Source organism: Streptomyces sp. 142MFCol3.1, assembly GCF_000424945.1.
GTDB classification, from domain to species: Bacteria; Actinomycetota; Actinomycetes; order Streptomycetales; family Streptomycetaceae; genus Streptomyces; species Streptomyces siamensis.
Window position 1 is genome coordinate 161,664 of the sequence record NZ_AUKV01000004.1, and the last position, 17,806, is coordinate 179,469.

Below are 17,806 nucleotides of genomic sequence, written 5' to 3' on the forward strand. Positions count from 1 at the left end.
GTCGCGACACCACCTCTACCAGATGGATTACGGCCCACCTATGAAGCGTGTAGATGACATCGACCGTGAGCTGCTCGGCCTGCTCCAGAAGGACGCCACACAGTCCTACGCGGCGCTGGGCCAGGCGGTCGGGCTGTCGCCGGCCGCGGCGCACGAACGCGTCCGCAAGCTGCGCGAGCGCCGCGTGATCCGCAGGACCACGATCGACGTCGATCCGGCCGCCGTGGGTCAGGGCGTACTGGCCTTCGTCATGGTCGACTCGAAGTCCTGGATGGGGGAGTCGGCGGCGGCGTTCGCGGCGCTGCCCGAGATCCAGGAGGCGCACGTCATCGCGGGCAGCGCGTCGGTGCTGGTCAAGGTGCGCACGTCGACCACGGAGCAACTGCAGGACGTGCTGCGGCGGTTGTACGCGATCGAGGGCGTGAGCGGAACCCAGGCGACGATCGTCCTGGAGACGTTCTTCGAGAGGCCGCTGGGTGGAACGCCGAGCGGTGAGGCTTGAGTCGGCCGATGGAGGGGACGACCCGCGTCCGGGTTGTTCCGAAGCGCGGGTCCGGGAGAGGGGTGCGCCCTCGCCCCGGCACCGGTACTGAGGGACGGGTCCCTCGCCCCGGTACCGGCGGCCGCCGACGTGGCGCGTTCAGGACGCCTTCCGGCCCGCCTTCCACTCCCGCGCGAGGACCGACCCAACCGGCCCTCCGCACCGCGCGCCCGAACCGAACACCGCGCACCGCGCGCCCCTCACGAACGGAGAGAACGCGATGGCCACCTACGTCCTGGTCCACGGAGCCTGGCACGGCGGCTGGTGCTGGCGTGACGTCGCGGACCTCCTCCGCTCGGCCGGACACACGGTGCACACGCCGACCCTGACCGGTCTCGGGGAGCTCGCACACCTGCGGAGCCCCGACACGGGCCTCGCCACGCACGCGGAGGACGTTCGGAGCGTGCTCGAAGGTGAGGACCTGTGGGACGTGAAGCTGGTCGGACACAGCTATGCGGGCTTCGTCGTCCGGCAGGCAGCCGACCGCGTGCCGGACCGCGTGGAAGAGCTGATCATGCTCGACGCCTGGGCGGGCGGCAACGGGGAGTCGCTGCTCGACCGCGCGTCCGAGAGGTTCCGTGCCTGGGTGGCCTCGCTGGCCGACGGGGACGTCCTGGCCGTGCCGCCCCCGGGGTCCGTGGGAGTCACGGCTCCCGACCAGGTGGCCCGGCTGGAGTCCCTGCTGACGCCGCACCCTCGGCTCACGTTCACCGAAGCCGCGCGACTCACCGGCCGTGTCGACGCGGTGCCCTGCCGCGCCATCGTCTGTACGCCGTCGAGGATGCCGTTCCGCGATCTCGCCGCCGAGTTCGGCTGGGAAGTCGCCGAGCTGGAGAGCGGGCACGACGCGATGGTGACCGCGCCGGACGCGCTGACGCGGCTCCTGCTCGCTTCGGCGTGACCGTCCCTCCCGTCCCGGGGCGACGCCGTGCCGCTGCGCCGTCGTCGTCCTCGGGCAGGCGGATCACCGCCCACCCATGTCACAGACCACATGGACGCGGGCCGGCCCCGGTTCGAGGCGGACCGCAAGGAGCGCGAGGAACTCGCCGGGCGCTTCTTCGAGGCCTTCAGGGAAGGCGACGTCGACGGGCTGCGCGAACTCCTCGCCACCGACGTCCAGATGATCGGCGACAGCGGCGGCAAGGCACCCCAATGGGGCCGGGCCGTCACCGGCGCCGGGAACGTGTCCCAGATGCTCGCCGCGATCGCCGAGCCGTTCATCCGGATCGGCGGCTCTGTCGAGGAGCACCAGGTGAACAGCCAGCCGGGCGCGGTCGTCCGGGACCGGGACGGCAATGTCCTCAAACACCCTGGCGCTCGACGTGCTCGACGGCCGGATCCAGGCCATCCGCTCCGTCATCAACCCGGACAAGCTCGGGCACGTGGGTCCGGTCGCGGACGCCTGGGCGGTCGTCCGAGAGGCGAGGGAGGCCCGCCTGCCCACGGATTGAGCGTGACCGGCGCTCGCCCATGGGGTGACGCGGGCCTTGAACGGGTCGGGCCCTGCCGCACGGAGGCAGGCGCCCGGCCTCCACGGACCGGCCCTGCCTCACCGGAAGCAGGGCTCGCCGGGAAACACCTCGGGCATCAACTCGCCCATCTGCCACGAACGTTCGCAGCGACTTCTTCGCGAAGAACCCTTCGCGAACAGTTCTTCGCAATCTAACGTGGACTCATGACCCAGGGCCGAACCCCCGATCACATCAACCTGGACGCCAGGAGTCTGCGAGCGCTGGCACATCCCGACCGGGTGCAGATACTCACCCTGCTCCGCAGGGACGGGACGTCCACCGCCACCCGGCTGGCGGGGGAGATGGGGATCAACTCCGGATCCGCCAGCTACCACCTGCGCCGGCTGGCCGAGGCCGGGCTGGTGGCGGAGGACACGGAGCGGGGCAACGCCCGGGAGCGCTGGTGGCGTTCGGTGTACGACCGGACGGTCTTCGACGACCTGGAGCTGGCCCGGCAGGAGCCCGAGGCCACCTTGGCCTACCTCCAGTCCGTGGTGAACTCGCACCAACTGCGCATCCAGCAGGCCCTGTCCACCCTGCCGACGCTGCCGGCGGAATGGCAGGCGAACCTCAGCATCAGCGACTGGGGGCTGACGTTGACGGCTTCCGAGGCGCAGCGGCTGGGCCAGGAGCTGGCGGAGGTCGTGGAGCGCTATCAGCGGCGGAACGGTGCGCAGGCCCCTGACGGCACGCGGGCCTCGGAAGGCGTGCAGGCCACCGACGGTGCGGAACCGGTCGTGGTGATGGCCTATGTGCTGCCCGTGCGGGAGCCGAAGCCGTGACGCACGGCGAGTGAACGCCGCCGCGGCGCGGGCGTAGGCCCGATCCGCTTGCGTCGGCGGACCGGGTCCGAGGCCGGCCGCGACGGCGATGTGCGGGCGCCGCCGGTGCGCGGCGGGACCTTGCTCGGGGGTGCGGCCCCGACGTCCGTTCCCCCCTCGTGCCGATTCTTGAATCGTGCTTTGCATTCGGAGCCGCAACCGCGGGCAAGCGCTCACTGTCCAACAGAACGTTGAGGTCGGTACGATCACGAGCCGGGGTAAGCGTGAAGCGACGTAGCGGTATAGCGATGGCACTCGTCATGGCCGGAGTGCTGGCGGGCACCAGCGCCTGTGGCGGGGGCAAGCCGAAGGCCAGTTCCGGTGGTGGCAAGGGCACGTCCGGGAAGCCCACCGCCACCGCGAGTCCGTCCCCGTCGAAGCCCGCCGGGCCGCCGATGCTGCTGGAGACGATCACACCGCAGACCGGCAGCACGGTCGGCGTCGCGATGCCGATCTCGGTGATCTTCACCAACCCGGTGGCGCAGAAGGCGCGGGCCGACATCGAGAAGCACATGAAGGTGACCTCCTCCCAGCCGATGACGGGTGCGTGGCACTGGTTCGGCGACCGGCGCGCCGACTGGCGGCCCAAGTCCTACTGGGCCGCGGGTACCAAGGTGCGGATCGACGCCGACCTGAAGGGCGTCACCAACGGCAACGGCCGCTACGGCACGCACTCCTACGTGCACGACTTCACCGTCGGTGATGATGTCCGGGCGGACGTCTCCGCCACCGGCCACACCATGAAGGTCACGAAGAACGGCAAGCCCGTACGCACCCTGTCGATCAACGCGGGCAGTACCCAGTACCCCACGTGGAACGGCACCATGGCGGTGATCGACAAGCAGAAGAAGGTCCACATGACCTCGTGCAGCGTCGGCATCAGCTGCACCAAGGGCAGCCCCGACTACTACGACCTGACGCTTCCCTGGGACGTCCACCTCACCCAGTCCGGCACGTACGTCCACTACTCCACCGGCGACCCCAACCCGGGCAGCGGCAGCGCCCGGGGATCGCACGGCTGCGTCCACCTGTCCATGTCCGACGCCAAGTGGTTCTACGGCCAGGTCAAGCAGGGCGACCCGGTCACGGTCACCGGCTCGCCGCGCGCCAAGGCCCCGGCGGACAACGGCTACGCCTCGTTCAACCTGAGCTGGGAGCAGTGGCTGGCGGGGAGTGCGTCAGGCCCCGTCCAAGCGGGCTGAGCCGGCGGACCGCGGACGGCGTGGCGGTCAGGCCAGGACGGCCAGATCGCCCGGCCGCACCCGTGCCGTGACGGGGAGGACGGCCTCGACCTCGCCGTCGGCCCCGTAGGGAACCGGCCGGTCGGCCTCGATGCGGATCTCCCGGCCCCGCAGGATCTCCACCTCGGGCCGGTCGATGTGGCTGCCGGTCTTGAGCTCGTTCATCAGGGCGAAGAACAGCCGGCGCGGGGCCTCCCGGATCATGACGACGTCCAGCAGGCCGTCGTCCACCCGGGCGGCCGGGGCGATGATGCGCCCGGAGCCGTAGTAGGCCGAGTTGGCGGCCACGACGGTGTAGCCGCGGTGGAGGTGTTCCTGTCCGTCGACGGTGACCCGGTAGGACGCCGGGCGCCAGCTCGTGACCGCGCGCAGGCCGCCGGCGTAGTAGGAGGCGGCCCCGCGCAGTACGCGCGCGTGGTTGGCGTGCCGGTTGGCGAGCGCGTCGACGCCCGCGTACACGCTGCCCAGGACCACGGTGCGCGGGTGCACGGCAGACTCCACCTCGATCGTGTCGACCCGACGTGGTTCGTTCTCGAGCAGGACGCGCGCCAGGTCCGCGGCGTCGGGGGGCAGTCGGAGCGCGCGGGCGAAGTCGTTGCCGCGGCCCGCGGGCACCAGGCCGAGGACGGAGCCCGTTCCGCTGAGGGCGCCGCCGATGCCGCCCGCCATCCCGTCGCCGCCGACGGCGAGCACCACCCGTCCCTGTTCCCCGGCGCGGCGCGCGAGGTCCTGGGCGTGCGACAGGCTGCGGCTGTACTCGGTCTCCAGCCCGGCTCCGCCCTCCCGCAGCAGTCGGGCGACCTGGAGCAGCGCCGCCGCCCCGGTGGAGCCGCCCGCTGTGGGATTGACGACCGCGGTGAACTGTCGCATCGGTGTGCCTCCGGACGGTGACGGGTGGATCGAAGCGGGGGACGGGCGGAGCTGCGGTGTGGGAACGGCGCTGGGACCCGGTCAGTCGACGGGCAGCAGGATCCCGGGGCTGAGGAGGCCGTCGGGGTCGAGCCGCCGTTTGACGGCACGCAGGGCCTCGACGCCGAGCGGACCGGCCTCGCGGACGTACCAGTCGCGGTGGTCGGTGCCCACGCCGTGGTGGTGGGTGATCGTGCCGCCCGCGTTCAGCACGGACTCGTTCGCGGCCCTCTTGGCCGGCTCCCAGTGGGCCACGGCGTCGTCGCCCTGCGCGCAGACCACGGTGAAGTACAGCGAGGCGCCGTTCTCGTAGACGTGCGAGATGTGGCACATGACCAGGGGAGGGGTTCCCGCGGCGGTGAGGGTCTCGGTCAGTGCGGTGCGGACGGCCGCATACAGCTCCGGGATCCGGGACCAGAACGTCGCGGTCTCCAGCGTCTCGGCGAAGGCGCCGGCGTCGAGCAGGGAGTCCCGGAGGTACGGCGCCGAATAGCGGCCGTGGGCCCAGCGTTCGCCGGGCTCGGCGCCCAGGTAGGTGCCTCCGGCGGCGCGCAGGACCTCGGCGGCCCGCTCACGGCGGTACGTCGTGTCCTCCTCGGTCCCCTCGTACCCGGCGATGGCCGTGCAGCCCGCGCTCGACGGGACCTCGCCCGCACCGATGGCGTCGGGCTGGGCGAGTCCGATGAAGGTCTCGGTCTCGTCGGACAGCCGCAGCACCGTGGGGCGCGGACCGTCCTGGGCGAGGCGGCGCAGGGCGGTGGCGCCCTCTTCGAAGGAGGCGAAGCGCCAGCCTTCGTAGACGCGGGTGTGCGGCACCGGGCGCACCCGGACCGTGACGGCGGTGATCACCCCGAAGGCGCCCTCGGAGCCGAGGATGAGCTGCCGGAGGTCGGGGCCGGCCGCCGAGCGCGGCGCGCGGCCGACGTCGAGCGTGCCCTCGGGCGTGGCGAGGGTCAGGCCGAGGACCATCTCGTCGAAGCGGCCGTATCCGGCGGAGGCCTGTCCGCTGGAGCGGGCCGCGGCGAATCCGCCGATCGTGGCCCACTCGTAGGACTGGGGGAAGTGCCCGAGCGTGAACCCGTACTCGGCGAGGAGAGCCTCCGCGTCGGGGGCGCGCAGCCCCGGTTGCAGGGTCGCGGTGCGCGAGACGGGGTCGATGTCGAGCAGGCCGTTCATACGGCGCAGGTCGAGTGCGACGAACGAGCGTCGCTCGGGGGCCAGGCCGCCGACGACGGAGGTGCCGCCGCCGAACGGGACGAGCGCGAGGCCGTGTTCGGCGCACACCCGCAGGACGGCGACGACGTCGTCGTGGGAGGCGGGCAGGACCACGGCGGCGGGTGCGTCCTCGACGTCACCGGCGCGGATCCGCAGCAGATCGGGCGTGGACTTGCCGCGGGTGTGCCTGATCCGGCTCTCCGCGTCGGTGCGCACGTGGGCCTCGCCACCGACGGCGTCCGCCAGTGCCTTCATCGTGGCGGGGTCCAGCGAGGACTCCGGGACGGAGATCTCGTCGAGCGCGCGTGCGTCGGCGTCCCGCGGCTTGACGCCGAGCAGGTCCCGCAGCAGTCCGGTCACCGAGTCGGGCAGCGGGGCTGCCTTGGCGGGGTCGCCCCAGCCACTCCACAGCATGTCCATGAACGGTTGTCCTCATCGGTCGGTTCGCGACGTGCCGTCTCCCGCACGGCCGCTCAGGGCGTTACACTGTTACACATGGCGCCTATTCGTCACAACCACTCGGACAGCGATCCCGTTCTCGACGCCGTGCGCGACTGTGTGCTGGCCGTCGGGGTCAGGCGCACCACCCTGACCGACGTGGCCCGCCGCGCCGGGGTGTCGCGCATGACGCTCTACCGCCGCTGGCCCGACGTACGGTCACTCGTCGGCGATCTGATGACCCGTGAGTGGATCGACGTGGCCACCGAGGCCATGCCGCAGCGCCGACCGGACCGGGAGATGCGCGGGCTGATCGTGGACGGCCTGGTGACCGGAGTCGCCGCCTTCCGCGACCACCCGCTCTTCCGCAAGATCATCGACGTCGACCCCGAACTGCTGCTGCCCTACGTACTGGACCGCCGCGGAGCCAGCCAGGACGCACTCCTCGACCTGCTCGCCGAAGCCCTGCGCGAAGGCCACGCCGACGGATCGGTGCGGCACGTCCCGGTGACGCGGCAGGCCCGCTCGGTGCTGCTCGTCGTGCAGTCCTTCACCTTGTCCCTGCGGACCATGACCGACGAGAACGACCCCGAACTGACCGGCACCGCCTTCCTCGACGAACTGCGCACCCTTCTGGAGAGGACCCTCACGCCATGAGCCCCACAAGCAGTGCGCCCCCCTCGACCGCCCCGGCCCCCGGCTCGTCGCTCAACGCCGCCCGCCGCCGCCGCGAACTCGCCGAGGCCGTGAACGGCGACATGGTGGACGTACTGGTCGTCGGACTCGGCGCCACCGGCGCCGGGGTCGCCCTGGACGCCGCCGCGCGCGGCCTCAGCGTCGTCGCGGTCGACGCGCACGACCTCGCCTTCGGCACCTCGCGCTGGAGCTCCAAGCTCATCCACGGGGGGCTGCGTTATCTGGCCTCCGCGCAACTGGACGTCGCCCACGAGAGCGCGGTCGAACGCGGTGTCCTGATGGAACGCACAGCCCCGCACCTGGTGCGCGCGCAGCCCTTCGTACTACCTCTGACGCCTCTCGTGTCACGCGGGCAGGCCTCCCTGGCCTGGGCCGGCTTCCGGGCGGGCGACACCCTGCGGCTGGCGGCCCGCACCTCACGCGCCACCCTGCCCGCACCGCGCCGCCTGTCCGCGGTCGAGGCCCGGCACCTGGCGCCCTCGGTACGCCCGGACGGCCTGCGTGGCGGACTCCTGTCCTGGGACGGCCGGGTGACCGACGACGCCCGCCTGGTCACCGCCCTCGCCCGCACCGCCGCCGCGCACGGCGCGAAGATCCTCACCAGGGTCAGGGTGCTGGAAGCCGCCGGGAACGGCGCCCGCGTCCGCGACGAACTCACCGGAGAGCAGGGCGAGATCAGGGCCCGAGCCGTCATCAACGCCTCCGGCGTGTGGGCGGGCGACCTCGTCGACGGCATCCGGATCCGCCCCTCGCGCGGCACTCATCTGGTCCTGCGCGCCGACCTGTTCGGCCCCCTGCCGGCCGGCCTGCACATACCGATCCCCGGAGAGACCAACCGGTTCGTCCTCGTCCTGCCCCAGGGCGACGGACGCGTCTACGTCGGCCTCACCGACGAACCCGTCGACGGGGACATCCCGGACGTGCCCGAAGTGCCCGAGTCGGACATCGGTTTCCTGCTGGACGTCCTGGGCTCCGCGCTGGACGTCCCCGTGCGACGTCACGACGTCGTCGGCGCCTTCGCGGGCCTGCGCCCCCTGCTGGACGCCGAGCCGACGCGGTCGGGGGAGGAGACCCGCACCTCCGACATCTCACGCCGACACGCGGTCCTGACCTCGGGCGCAGGAGTGATCACCGTGGTCGGCGGCAAGCTCACCACCTATCGGCGCATGGCACAGGACGCCGTCGACACCGCCGTCGAGGCCCGCCGCCTCCGCGCCGGCGCCTCGACCACCGCCTCCCTGCCGCTGGTCGGAGCCGCCGCCCCCGACCGGCTCGGCGCGCTGCCCGCACCCGGCCACCTGATCCGGCGCTACGGCACCGAGGCCCCCGCCGTCCACGGCCTCGCCGCACGCGACCCCCAGCTGAACGATCCCGTGCTGCCCGGCCACCCCGTCACACGCGCCGCCCTGCTGTGGGCCGCACTGCACGAGGGCGCCCTGGACGAGGGCGACCTCCTCGACCGGCGCACCCGGATCGGCCTCGTGCCGCAGGACCGCACGGCGGCCTCGGCCGCGGCCCGGGAAGCGCTCGACGCGGCCGCCACCCAGCCGGCCTGACGCCCCGCAGCCCCCTGCCGCGGACGCGGGCGGCGGTGCGCACCGACCGGTGCCGGCCGCCCGCGTCCCGAGGGAACGACATGCACGGTCCTGTGAGTGTGACCGTCAACTCATCTGTTTCAGGCCGCATTTCAGCAAGGGCTTGCATTTCTGGCGCCCATATATGATCAAATTTGCTGATGCGTACCCCCCACCACATCGACACGCATCGCTCCGGCCGTTCACCGGCGCCCCGTGAACACCGCGTCCCGTCAGACGGGATGCCGCCCCCCGGGGTTCCCCTCGGCCGCAACCCCTATGACGAACTCGCGGCCCTGGCGGACCCGCCGCACGACGGCCCGCGGACCGCCCACGACCGGTCGCAAGGAGAGCCGTCCGACGACGAGGAACCCTGGTCGCCGCCCAACCACCGGCGGGGCAGCCGCCGTCGCAACCGTGCCACCGGACTGCCCACCGTCTTCAAATGCGCGGTCTGGCTCCTCACCGTGACCTGCCTGGTCACACTCGCCGATCGCTGGGCCGCCCTCTACGCCGAGCACAAGGCCTCGCAGAAGCTCAAGGACCAGCTGGACCTCGCCGCGGCCCCCGAGGTCAGCATCGGCGGCTTCCCGTTCCTCACCCAACTCGCCGCACGGCGAATGGATTCGGTCAGCGTCACCGTCCCCGACGTGGCCGCCCGCCGGGTCACGCTGACCCGGATCACCGCCACCGCGCGCGACGTACGCATCGACGGCGACGGCCCCACCTCGATACGCGGCGCGCTCGTGCGGCAACTGCGCGGCCGCATCCAGCTCTCGTTCGCCGACATGAATCGTGAACTCGGCGCGTCCCAGGTGTCGTTCTCCTCGAACGGGGCCGACCGTGTACTGGCCCGCGGCGCGCTCCCCGTCGCCGGACACGACCTGCGGGTACGGGCCGACGCACACATACGGCGCGAGGGCCACCGGGGCATCGCCCTGTCCGTCGACGGCATGCGGCTCGACATCGGTCACCTGGCCACCTACCGGCCCGGCACCCGCGCCTCGGAAGGGCTCCATCTGACCCCCGCTTCCGTGCGCCGGCTCACCCGCGAGGGCGAGAAGATCCGGGCCTTCCTCTCCGTTCCCGCGATCGTGCACCGCCTGGGGGTGCCCGACTCCATCGTGCGGGCGGCGCTGCGCGACGACGACAAGCTCCACCGGCTGACCGGCGCACCCCGCTTCGTGCACGACCTGATGAGCCTCAACCTGGTCGACGTGACACTGGCCCACCCCGCGCTCCTGAAGCGGGTCGGCCTCGACCCGTCCCTGCTGGCGGCGCTGAAGCGGCTCAGCCGCCCCGCGATCGCCGAGCGCCTCTCCTTCTCCTTCCAGCTGCCGAAGCCGCGATCGGGGGACGTGCGCGTGCTCGACGTGGCAGTGGAGAAGGACGGAATCCGTGCCGACGTCACGGGGACGGGGCTGCTGGTCGGACACTGAGCCGTCCGGAGGTCCAGGGGCGAAGGAACTCCGACGGCGGGGTGCGACGGGACCGGGACACGGCCCTGTTGCCTGCCGCCCGCCGTGAACGACATCGCCCCCACGGAGGCTTCAGCAAGCGGGGCGGCGTGGATCGGGACCTCACGCGCGCATGGTGGTGGGGAGCCGTTCTCACCGCCCTGGTACTCGTGTGCTGCGGCTGACAGCCGGACACGACGGTGACGTACTGTCCGTGCTGACGCCGGCGCTCCTCACGAGCGTTGCCGGCGTGGTCCCCACACACGCCCTCGCCTTCGCATGGCCGGCGAGAGGCCGTCGTCGCGTCCCCGGGCGGACCGCCTGCCTCGCTGCCCCGTGCTGGTGTCGGCCGCCCTCTCGCCGCCGGCCCGCACCGTCGACCCGGCCGCGCGCGGCCCCGAAGTCGCCTGGTGAGCCCGCCAGCCGCATGTGTCACCTGGAGGGCGGCGGGCCCGGTCCGGCTCGCCGCCCTCAACGTGACGTCGGTGGTGTCAGCCGAACATCCCGGGCTGGTAGTCGCCTGCGGGCTGCTGGACCAGCACGTTCAGGCGGTTGAAGGCGTTGATGACGGCGATGATCGACACCAGGGCGACGAGCTGCTCCTCGTCGTAGTACTTGGCGGCATTCGCCCAGGCCTCGTCCGTGACCCCACCGGCCGCGTCCGCGATGCGGGTGCCCTGCTCCGCCAGCTCCAGGGCCGCGCGCTCCGCTTCGGTGAACACGGTGGCCTCCCGCCAGGCCGCGACCAGGCCGAGGCGTACCGAGGTCTCACCGGCGTGGGCGGCGTCCTTGGTGTGCATGTCGGTGCAGAAGCCGCAACCGTTGATCTGGCTGGCGCGGAGCTTCACGAGTTCCTGGGTCGAGGCCGGCAGCGTCGAGTCCGCGATCACCTTGCCCGCCGAGGTGACGTGCTTCAGGGCCTTGGCGGCGAGCGGGCTGTCGAAGAGGTTCAGACGGGCTTCCATGGTGCACTCCTTGCCGTGGTGGGCGATACACCTCTATGACGGGCCGGCTCGGAGAGATGTGACATCGGTGTGTGTGACGCCCGTCTCCCCACGCGGACGCCGGTTCCGCCGGGGCTGCTTCAGGACCGCAGCGGACGGGACCGGCCCTCGCGGGACAGGCGCCGGCCGCGCGATGCGGGTCTTCTGCTGCCGGGGTCCCGGAAAGGGCCACGCCGCCCGGTGACCATCGGCGGCGTTTCGCAGGCGGAGCGGCATCGGAGGCGATCTACGCTCGGCCCGTGGGACAACCCGAGCAACGCGCCGAGGGCGCGGGACCGTTCACCACCCGGCTCACCTGGCACCTTCCCGGCGGCGGCACCGCCGTGTGGGAGTCACGGCTCGCCCGGCGGCGGGGCATCATGGCCGTCCGCCCGCCCGGCGCACCCACGAGCCGGCACACCAGCGCCGACGAGATCGGGCTCCGCCGCCTGCGCAGGCTCAACGCCACCGCCGCGATCGCCTTCATCATCGGCGGCGCCCTCTTCGCGGCCGGTGCCGGTGTCGCCCAGGTCGGCTCCGGCGACGCCACCACCAGCGCGGCGATCTACTTCGCCGGCGGACTCTTCTTCAACACCGGCGGCTACGTCTCCCTGCTCCAGGTGATCAACGCGCCCCGCCACGTGCCCGGCGGCGAAGGACGACTCGTCACCCGCGGCTGGCGCTGGTGGAGTTACGAGCCGGGCCGGGTCGACTGGCTGAGCACGTTCGTCCTCTTCGCCGGCACCCTGGTGTTCGGCGTCAACCTGCTGGACTCCTTCCTCCACGGACTGAGCGTGCGCCAGATGAACCGGCTGATCTGGACCCCGGACGTGATCGGTTGCGTGCTCTTCCTGATCTCAGGTCACCTCGCCTTCGCCGAGATCTGCCACGGCCGGATCTGTCTGCGCAGCCGCAGTCTCGGCTGGTGGATCGTCGCCGTGAACCAGCTCGGCTCCGTCCTGTTCATGATCTCGGCGCTCGCCGCCTACACCCGCCCCGCCACCGACAGCCTGATCAACGCCGACATCGCCAACTGGGGAACTTTCAGCGGAGCCTTGTGCTTCTCCATCGGCGGCTTCCTCCAGCTTTACGAACGCCCGTGAACCCGGACGGCGATCGGCGGCGGCTGGATGCGGAGCGGGCGGTCACGGCCTGCGTCTTTGTACGGGGAGCGGGACCAGGCGGCGTGAGGCGGTCGCACCGCCGGTGGCGGCTGCTCCGCCCGTGCTCGCGGTCCGGGCGGCCGGCACCGCGCCGGGGCGCTGTTCCGGTCGCGTGGTCAAGTAGAGCGTGGCGAGGGCGAGCACGCCGGCGACGAGGTAGCACAGGGCGCGGTAGTGGAGCACGGATATCAGCGCGGCTCCGGTGGCGATGCCCAGCGATTGCCCGCCGCTGACCAGGAAGTTGTCGACTCCCGCGACCCTCCCCATCAGTTCGTTCGGTGTGTTGAGCTGCATCGCGGTCACGGCGCCGACGGTGACGAACGGCAGGCCGAGCCCCAGCAGCGCGGAGCCGGCGACGACGACGGCGTCGTCCGGTACGGCCAGGACCAGTGCGCACACGCCGATGACGGCAAGCCCCGTGGCGGTGAGCCTGCCCGGGCCGAGGTGTTTGACGAGGACTCCGGCCGACAGTCCTCCGATGACGCCGGTGATGCCCATGGCCGTGACGATGACGCCGGCCCAGGACGGTGAGTGATGCAGTCCAGTGGTGACGATCGCGATCCCCAGGGTCTCGAAGAAGCCCATGACGAAGATCCCCGCGGTCAACGTGACGGTCAGCTGGCGCAGGACGGGTGTCCTGACGAGAAAGGCGAAGCCGGCAGCGGTCTCCCGCGTCCAGTGCTTCCCGGAGGGGGAGGGCCTGTCCTCGGCGACGTCGACGAGGGCCCAGCAGGCCACGCCGACCGCGAACGAGGCCGCGTCCAGGAGCGCCACGGCGCTGCCGCCGTACAGGGCGAGCAGTCCCACGCCGAGCGCCGGAGTGATCAGTCGCTGGCCCTGCAGCAGTGCCTGCGAGAGTCCGTTCGCCCGGCCCAGCAGCTCCTCGGGCACCATCTTCGGCAACAGCGCGGCCGTCGCCGATCCGGAGACCGTGCCGGAGAGACCGTAGAGGAACATGACCGCGTAGATCATCCAGACCTGGTCGGCGCGGTGGACCAGGGTGAGCGACAGCACCAGCAGGCCGGTCACCGAGTTGGTGACCAGGATGAGGGGCTTGCGGCGGACCCGGTCGACGACCAGCCCCGTCAGCGGTGACAGCAGCGTCCCCGCGCTGAGGAAGAAGAGGCACAGGCCCGCCATCGAGGTCGAGCCCGTCAGCTCCTTGACCCAGATTCCGGCGGCCAGCCAGAGCGCGTGGTCGCCGATCTGGCTCAGGCTGTTGCCGAGGAAGTACAGACGCATGCGCGGTGTCTTCAGCAATTCGCCCATGTCGTGGCCCTCACGCCTCCGGATCGGCAGAGGCGAGCGCCTCGAATGGATGCGTGAAGACCAGCATTTCGAAGGGAACCGATCCCTCGGGGCGGAGAGCCGGATCGGTGAGGCGGTCCGCGAACCGCATCAGGATGTCCGCGATCCCGGTCTGTGCCTCCTGGATTTCCGCCGCCGTGCCGAAGACGACGAACTGGCTGCTGTCACTGACGGCGCGCACGTCGGCGGGGTACTGCTCGCGGTGGCTCTCGTAGTGGCGCAGCCGGCCGAGCCAGCGGTCGAGCAGCACCTCGCCGAGGGCGTGCGCGGCATGGCTCACGGTCGGATCCGGGGCGCCGACGTCGAACCGTATGCCGGTGTTGCCGAGCTTCCACGGCCGCTCCCGGCCGCTCCCGCCCTCCGCCTCGGCGACGTACCCGTACTTCGCCAGCGTCCGCAGATGGTAGGAGACGTTCGGGACGCTGCCGCCGACGATCCGCGCCGCTTCGGTGGCGGTGAGGGGGCCGCTCACCGCCACCGCCTCCAGCAGAGCTACACGTGTCGGGTGCGCCAGTGCGCGCAGCGCTCGCGCGTCGGTGACCTCAGCGGGAGCGGAGTACGGGGCGCCGGGGTCCGCCACCGGCGCCTGCTCGCGGTCTGCATCGCTCATGCACGGGACTCTAGACGGAAAACAACTCTTTCGAAAGAAGTATTGCGAAAGACTTGTTGCGAGATGGGAGGGCCGCCGCACGCCGTGGATGCGCACCGGCGCGACGGCTCCGTGCGGGCGGCGCCCGGCAGGCCGGGGCGATCGCGCCCCTCGTCACACCACGCTGTTCACCGGAAGCCGCAGGCTGAGTTCGTAGCCGCCGTCGGGTGTCGGGCCGGAGGTGACCACGCCGCCGAGGAGTGCGGCGCGCTGGTTCAGACCGATCAGGCCGTAGTGCGCGCTGGGCAGGGGGAGGGCGGGACGGGTCGGCGCGGAGTTGGTGACCGTGACCCGCACGGCGCCCCCCTCGGTGCCCATGCGCACGGTCGCGTCGGCGCCCGGGGCGTGCTTGCGGACGTTCGTCAGCGCCTCCTGGACCGTGCGGTAGATGGCGCGCTGCACGGGCGGCGAAAGGCCCTCGGGCAGGTCCATGTGCAGCTCGGCCTCGATGCCGCTGTTGTCGACCAGCTGCCGCAGATCGGCCAGCGACGGCTGCGGCGTCAGCTCCGTCGGGCGGCCCCCGGAGGCGCGCAGGACGCTGACCATGTGGCGCAGTTCGTCCAGGGTCTGGACGCTCAGCCGCCGGATGGTCATCGCGGCCTCCCTCGCCTCGTCGTCCCGCGCGCCGACCTGGAGGGCCCCGGCCCGCACCGCGATCAGGCTGACCTGGTGCGAGACGACGTCATGCATCTCTCGGGCGAGCTGGGCCCGCTCCCGGGCCAGCACGGTCTGGTCGGTGAGCATCCGTTCGTGGTCGCGTGCCTCGGAGATCTCGGCGATCCGCAGCGAGAGGTCACGCCGGGTCTGGACGAGCTGGCCGAGGAAGACCGCCGCACCCGCGGTGCCGCCGGTGTAACCGAAAGTGACCAGCGTCGAGGGCTCGGACAGATCGAGGTGCGGGTTCGGCCACGAGGTCAGGTCGCTGATGGTGAACGCCACCGCGCACAGGGCCAGCAGGACACGGCGCCGGCTGTGGGAGGAGAGCGTGTACAGCGCGGCCAGCGCGGAGAAGACCGCGTCGGAGAACAGGACCGCAGGCATCGTGAGCAGGAACGTGAGAAACGGCCACCGGCGCCGCAGCAGCAGCGAGAAGGCCGCGACCAGGGCGCACGCCATGCGCAGCGGCTCGGCGCTGTCGAAATGCGCCCAGACGTCGAGCAGCGACACCGCGACGAGCGCTGCGTCCGCCAGGGGTGCGTGCCAGCGCTGGGAGGTCATTCCCGTTCCTTCTTGAGGAGGCCGGCCTGCTGGGCGAGCAGGGCCGCCTGCACACGACCGCCCACCTCCAGCTTGGTGAGGATCGCGCTCACATGGTCCTTCACCGTGCCCGTGCTCAAGTGCATGCGTCCGGCGATGTCGGCGTTGGAGAGCCCCTCGGCGATGAGCACGAGCACATCGCGCTCGCGGTCGGTGAGCCGGTCGAGGCAGTGGGTCGCGGCGCCGGGGGAAGCGGCCTCCAGATAACCGTCCACGACGGCCCTGGTGACCTTCGAAGACAGGACGGTGCCGCCGTCGGCCAGCGTCCGCACGAGGAACGGCAGCTCCTCGGGGTCGGTGTCCTTGAGCAGGAATCCGGCGGCGCCCGAGCGGAGGGCCGCTTCCACGTACTCGTCCATGTCGAACGTGGTGAGCATGGCCACCACCGGAGGATCCGGCTGCCGGCGCAGCGCGGCCAGGACGGTCAGGCCGTCCACGTCCGGCATCCGGATGTCGAGCAGCACGACGTCGGGCCGTACTTCCTCGGCCGTGCGGATCGCGTCGCCGCCGGGTACCGCCGCGACGACCTCGATGCCGCTCGCGGCGTCGAGAATCCGCTGGAAGCCCGTTCGGATCAGGGCTTCGTCGTCGACCACCAGTACCCGGATCACCTGTGCTCCACTCGCCGCCGGACCACTGTCCGATTCGTACCACGGCCGGGGACGCTCCGCCCGGCGCCCCGCGCCCGACGGCCGGCGGACAGGGCCGGGCCAGCCACTCGGCGGGGTGGTTGCGGACACCTGCCGGATGGTTTTCGCCGACGCGGTCACGAACCGTGGAACTCATGAGGCATGGCGTATCCGAAGCCGTCCCGTACACGGCGCCGCTCACAGAGGGCCCCTCTTTGGGCACCCCGTCCACGGGACGCCTGATCGGCCTGGACCTGGCTCGCAGTCTGGCGATCTTCGGCATGTTCGCCGCCCATGTGGGACCGGACCCTTCGGTGGGCGGACCGCTGGGATGGGTGATGGAGGTCTCCCGCGGCCGGTCGTCCGCGCTGTTCGCCCTCCTCGCAGGGTTCACCCTGGTCCTGATCACCGGCCGCCCGCAGCCGCGGACCGGGCGACCGGGCCGCCAGGCCGTGGTCCGGGTACTGATCCGGGCCACCGTGCTGATGGCCGTGGGATACGTACTCACCGCCCTGGACACGTCGGTCGACGTGATCCTCGCCAGTTACGCTCTGCTCTTCATCCTCGTGCTGCCGCTGCACCGGCTGCGGCCCGCCACCCTGGCCGTCCTGGCCGCGGCGGCGGCGCTGGTCATGCCACAGGTCCTGTTCCTGCTGCGCATCGCGGTCGACGGTGGCAGCTGGGCCGACACGGCCGTGGCGGCCGATCCGCTGGCCCGCCTCACCGGCACGGACGGGTTCCTCGAACTCTTCGTCACCGGGGAGTACCCGGTCCTGACCTGGCTTCCGTTCATCCTGGCCGGCATGGCCGTGGCCAAGATCGATCTCACCCGGCCCCGCGCACTCGCCAGGACGGCCCGGTGCGGCGCCGCACTGGCCGTCGTGGGCTACGGAGGATCGTGGCTGGGGCTGCACCTCGTGCCGGGCGCGCAGGCCGCGGTGAGGGCGGCCACCGACGGCGGACCGGCCGCCTCGGCCTGGTGGTCCGACGCGGTCGGCGACGACCCCACGACCGGTGCTCCCGCCTGGCTTCTGGTGGGCGCGCCGCACAGCCAGACCACCTGGTCGATCCTCGGCAACACGGGTGTCGCCCTCTGCGTGCTCGCCGCCTGCCTCGTGGCCGTCGAGTACGCCGGTGTGCGGCGGGTGGCCACCCCGTTCGTCGCGGTCGGCTCCATCTCCCTGACCGTCTACGTCGGCCACATCATCGCCATCAAGACCCTGGGCACCGATGACATGCCGGACGCCGCTGCCCTGCCGGTCCTGCTCGGCTTCATCGCAGTCGCCATGCTGCTGGCCGTGGCCTGGACCCGACGCTTCCGGCGAGGACCCCTGGAGTACATGCTCTACGCCGCCACCACACCCGCGCGCCTGATCCACTAGCCCGTGCGCGGGTCCACGCCGTCCGGCGCCAT

At 71.9% G+C, this 17,806-nt stretch carries 16 protein-coding genes and 1 pseudogene; 10 read left to right on the forward strand and 7 right to left on the reverse strand.

Annotation, left to right across the window (positions count from 1 at the left end; genetic code table 11):
• Window positions 1-40: 40 nt before the first annotated feature.
• From H305_RS0107155 to H305_RS44790, 5 genes and pseudogenes are all read left to right on the forward strand, one after another.
• On the forward strand, window positions 41-502 hold the full coding sequence (locus H305_RS0107155; RefSeq protein WP_028799805.1) for an Lrp/AsnC family transcriptional regulator: 462 nt from the start codon (window positions 41-43) through the stop codon (window positions 500-502).
• A gap of 259 nt (window positions 503-761) precedes the next feature.
• Entirely contained in the window at window positions 762-1,442 is a 681-nt protein-coding gene (locus tag H305_RS0107160) for an alpha/beta fold hydrolase (protein WP_028799806.1), read from the forward strand.
• 87 nt (window positions 1,443-1,529) lie between these two features.
• A pseudogene (locus tag H305_RS50230) lies at window positions 1,530-1,992 on the forward strand (RNA polymerase subunit sigma-24); the annotation flags it as partial.
• A 224-nt stretch (window positions 1,993-2,216) separates the two neighbouring features.
• Window positions 2,217-2,834 (forward strand): ArsR/SmtB family transcription factor, encoded by a 618-nt coding sequence (locus H305_RS0107175; protein ID WP_028799808.1) that lies wholly within the window; start codon window positions 2,217-2,219, stop codon window positions 2,832-2,834.
• A 287-nt stretch (window positions 2,835-3,121) separates the two neighbouring features.
• Window positions 3,122-4,075 carry a L,D-transpeptidase gene (locus H305_RS44790; RefSeq protein WP_037762728.1) on the forward strand — a complete coding sequence of 318 codons (954 nt, stop codon included), beginning with the start codon at window positions 3,122-3,124 and terminating at the stop codon, window positions 4,073-4,075.
• Window positions 4,076-4,102: 27 nt separating this feature from the next.
• Here the strand turns inward: H305_RS44790 and H305_RS0107185 are convergent, their stop codons facing one another.
• Both H305_RS0107185 and H305_RS0107190 read right to left on the reverse strand, forming a co-directional pair.
• Window positions 4,103-4,984, reverse strand: a complete 882-nt coding sequence (locus H305_RS0107185; RefSeq protein ID WP_028799809.1) for a diacylglycerol kinase family protein — start codon at window positions 4,982-4,984, stop codon at window positions 4,103-4,105.
• Window positions 4,985-5,065: 81 nt separating this feature from the next.
• Entirely contained in the window at window positions 5,066-6,658 is a 1,593-nt protein-coding gene (locus H305_RS0107190; protein WP_028799810.1) for an FAD-binding oxidoreductase, read from the reverse strand.
• A gap of 75 nt (window positions 6,659-6,733) precedes the next feature.
• Between H305_RS0107190 and H305_RS0107195 the strand changes: the two genes are divergently transcribed.
• From H305_RS0107195 to H305_RS0107205, 3 genes are all read left to right on the forward strand, one after another.
• Window positions 6,734-7,333 (forward strand): TetR/AcrR family transcriptional regulator, encoded by a 600-nt coding sequence (locus H305_RS0107195; protein ID WP_037762732.1) that lies wholly within the window; start codon window positions 6,734-6,736, stop codon window positions 7,331-7,333.
• Window positions 7,330-8,928: a glycerol-3-phosphate dehydrogenase/oxidase gene (locus H305_RS0107200; RefSeq protein ID WP_028799812.1), complete on the forward strand. Its 1,599-nt coding sequence runs from the start codon at window positions 7,330-7,332 to the stop codon at window positions 8,926-8,928. The genes H305_RS0107195 and H305_RS0107200 overlap by 4 nt, the downstream gene beginning before the upstream one ends.
• A gap of 179 nt (window positions 8,929-9,107) precedes the next feature.
• Complete coding sequence (locus H305_RS0107205; protein ID WP_028799813.1) at window positions 9,108-10,385, forward strand: DUF2993 domain-containing protein; 1,278 nt, start codon at window positions 9,108-9,110, stop codon at window positions 10,383-10,385.
• Window positions 10,386-10,894: 509 nt separating this feature from the next.
• Here the strand turns inward: H305_RS0107205 and H305_RS0107210 are convergent.
• Window positions 10,895-11,368: a carboxymuconolactone decarboxylase family protein gene (locus H305_RS0107210; RefSeq protein ID WP_028799814.1), complete on the reverse strand. Its 474-nt coding sequence runs from the start codon at window positions 11,366-11,368 to the stop codon at window positions 10,895-10,897.
• A gap of 278 nt (window positions 11,369-11,646) precedes the next feature.
• On the opposite strand from H305_RS0107210, the gene H305_RS0107215 reads away from it, so the two are divergent.
• Entirely contained in the window at window positions 11,647-12,489 is an 843-nt protein-coding gene (locus H305_RS0107215) for an NADH-ubiquinone oxidoreductase (protein WP_028799815.1), read from the forward strand.
• 42 nt (window positions 12,490-12,531) lie between these two features.
• Here the strand turns inward: H305_RS0107215 and H305_RS44795 are convergent, their stop codons facing one another.
• The 4 genes from H305_RS44795 to H305_RS0107235 form a co-directional block, all read right to left on the reverse strand.
• Window positions 12,532-13,818, reverse strand: coding sequence for an MFS transporter (locus tag H305_RS44795; RefSeq protein ID WP_051370409.1), 1,287 nt, complete (start codon window positions 13,816-13,818; stop codon window positions 12,532-12,534).
• A gap of 10 nt (window positions 13,819-13,828) precedes the next feature.
• Window positions 13,829-14,467, reverse strand: a complete 639-nt coding sequence (locus tag H305_RS44800) for a winged helix-turn-helix domain-containing protein (protein ID WP_051370410.1) — start codon at window positions 14,465-14,467, stop codon at window positions 13,829-13,831.
• A 153-nt stretch (window positions 14,468-14,620) separates the two neighbouring features.
• Window positions 14,621-15,724 carry a sensor histidine kinase gene (locus H305_RS0107230; RefSeq protein ID WP_028799816.1) on the reverse strand — a complete coding sequence of 368 codons (1,104 nt, stop codon included), beginning with the start codon at window positions 15,722-15,724 and terminating at the stop codon, window positions 14,621-14,623.
• On the reverse strand, window positions 15,721-16,374 hold the full coding sequence (locus tag H305_RS0107235; RefSeq protein WP_028799817.1) for a response regulator: 654 nt from the start codon (window positions 16,372-16,374) through the stop codon (window positions 15,721-15,723). Before H305_RS0107235 ends, H305_RS0107230 begins: the two co-directional genes overlap by 4 nt.
• A 173-nt stretch (window positions 16,375-16,547) precedes the next feature.
• Here H305_RS0107235 and H305_RS0107240 point away from each other — a divergent pair, with 173 nt between their 5' ends.
• The gene (locus tag H305_RS0107240) at window positions 16,548-17,774 is read left to right on the forward strand and encodes a DUF418 domain-containing protein (RefSeq protein WP_028799818.1); all 1,227 of its coding nucleotides are present in this window, start codon (window positions 16,548-16,550) and stop codon (window positions 17,772-17,774) included.
• The last annotated feature ends 32 nt before the right edge of the window (window positions 17,775-17,806 follow it).

What these genes read in the sequence shown, in the direction of transcription:
- H305_RS0107185 (WP_028799809.1), bottom strand. Translation starts at nt 4,984, where the DNA reads ATGCGACAGTTCACCGCGGTCGTCAATCCCACAGCGGGCGGCTCCACC.
- H305_RS0107230 (WP_028799816.1), bottom strand. Translation starts at nt 15,724, where the DNA reads ATGACCTCCCAGCGCTGGCACGCACCCCTGGCGGACGCAGCGCTCGTC.
- H305_RS0107195 (WP_037762732.1), top strand. Translation starts at nt 6,734, where the DNA reads ATGGCGCCTATTCGTCACAACCACTCGGACAGCGATCCCGTTCTCGAC.
- H305_RS44795 (WP_051370409.1), bottom strand. Translation starts at nt 13,818, where the DNA reads ATGGGCGAATTGCTGAAGACACCGCGCATGCGTCTGTACTTCCTCGGC.
- H305_RS0107155 (WP_028799805.1), top strand. Translation starts at nt 41, where the DNA reads ATGAAGCGTGTAGATGACATCGACCGTGAGCTGCTCGGCCTGCTCCAG.
- H305_RS0107200 (WP_028799812.1), top strand. Translation starts at nt 7,330, where the DNA reads ATGAGCCCCACAAGCAGTGCGCCCCCCTCGACCGCCCCGGCCCCCGGC.
- H305_RS0107160 (WP_028799806.1), top strand. Translation starts at nt 762, where the DNA reads ATGGCCACCTACGTCCTGGTCCACGGAGCCTGGCACGGCGGCTGGTGC.
- H305_RS0107210 (WP_028799814.1), bottom strand. Translation starts at nt 11,368, where the DNA reads ATGGAAGCCCGTCTGAACCTCTTCGACAGCCCGCTCGCCGCCAAGGCC.
- H305_RS0107205 (WP_028799813.1), top strand. Translation starts at nt 9,108, where the DNA reads ATGCGTACCCCCCACCACATCGACACGCATCGCTCCGGCCGTTCACCG.
- H305_RS0107190 (WP_028799810.1), bottom strand. Translation starts at nt 6,658, where the DNA reads ATGGACATGCTGTGGAGTGGCTGGGGCGACCCCGCCAAGGCAGCCCCG.
- H305_RS44790 (WP_037762728.1), top strand. Translation starts at nt 3,122, where the DNA reads ATGGCACTCGTCATGGCCGGAGTGCTGGCGGGCACCAGCGCCTGTGGC.
- H305_RS0107175 (WP_028799808.1), top strand. Translation starts at nt 2,217, where the DNA reads ATGACCCAGGGCCGAACCCCCGATCACATCAACCTGGACGCCAGGAGT.
- H305_RS0107240 (WP_028799818.1), top strand. Translation starts at nt 16,548, where the DNA reads ATGAGGCATGGCGTATCCGAAGCCGTCCCGTACACGGCGCCGCTCACA.
- H305_RS44800 (WP_051370410.1), bottom strand. Translation starts at nt 14,467, where the DNA reads ATGAGCGATGCAGACCGCGAGCAGGCGCCGGTGGCGGACCCCGGCGCC.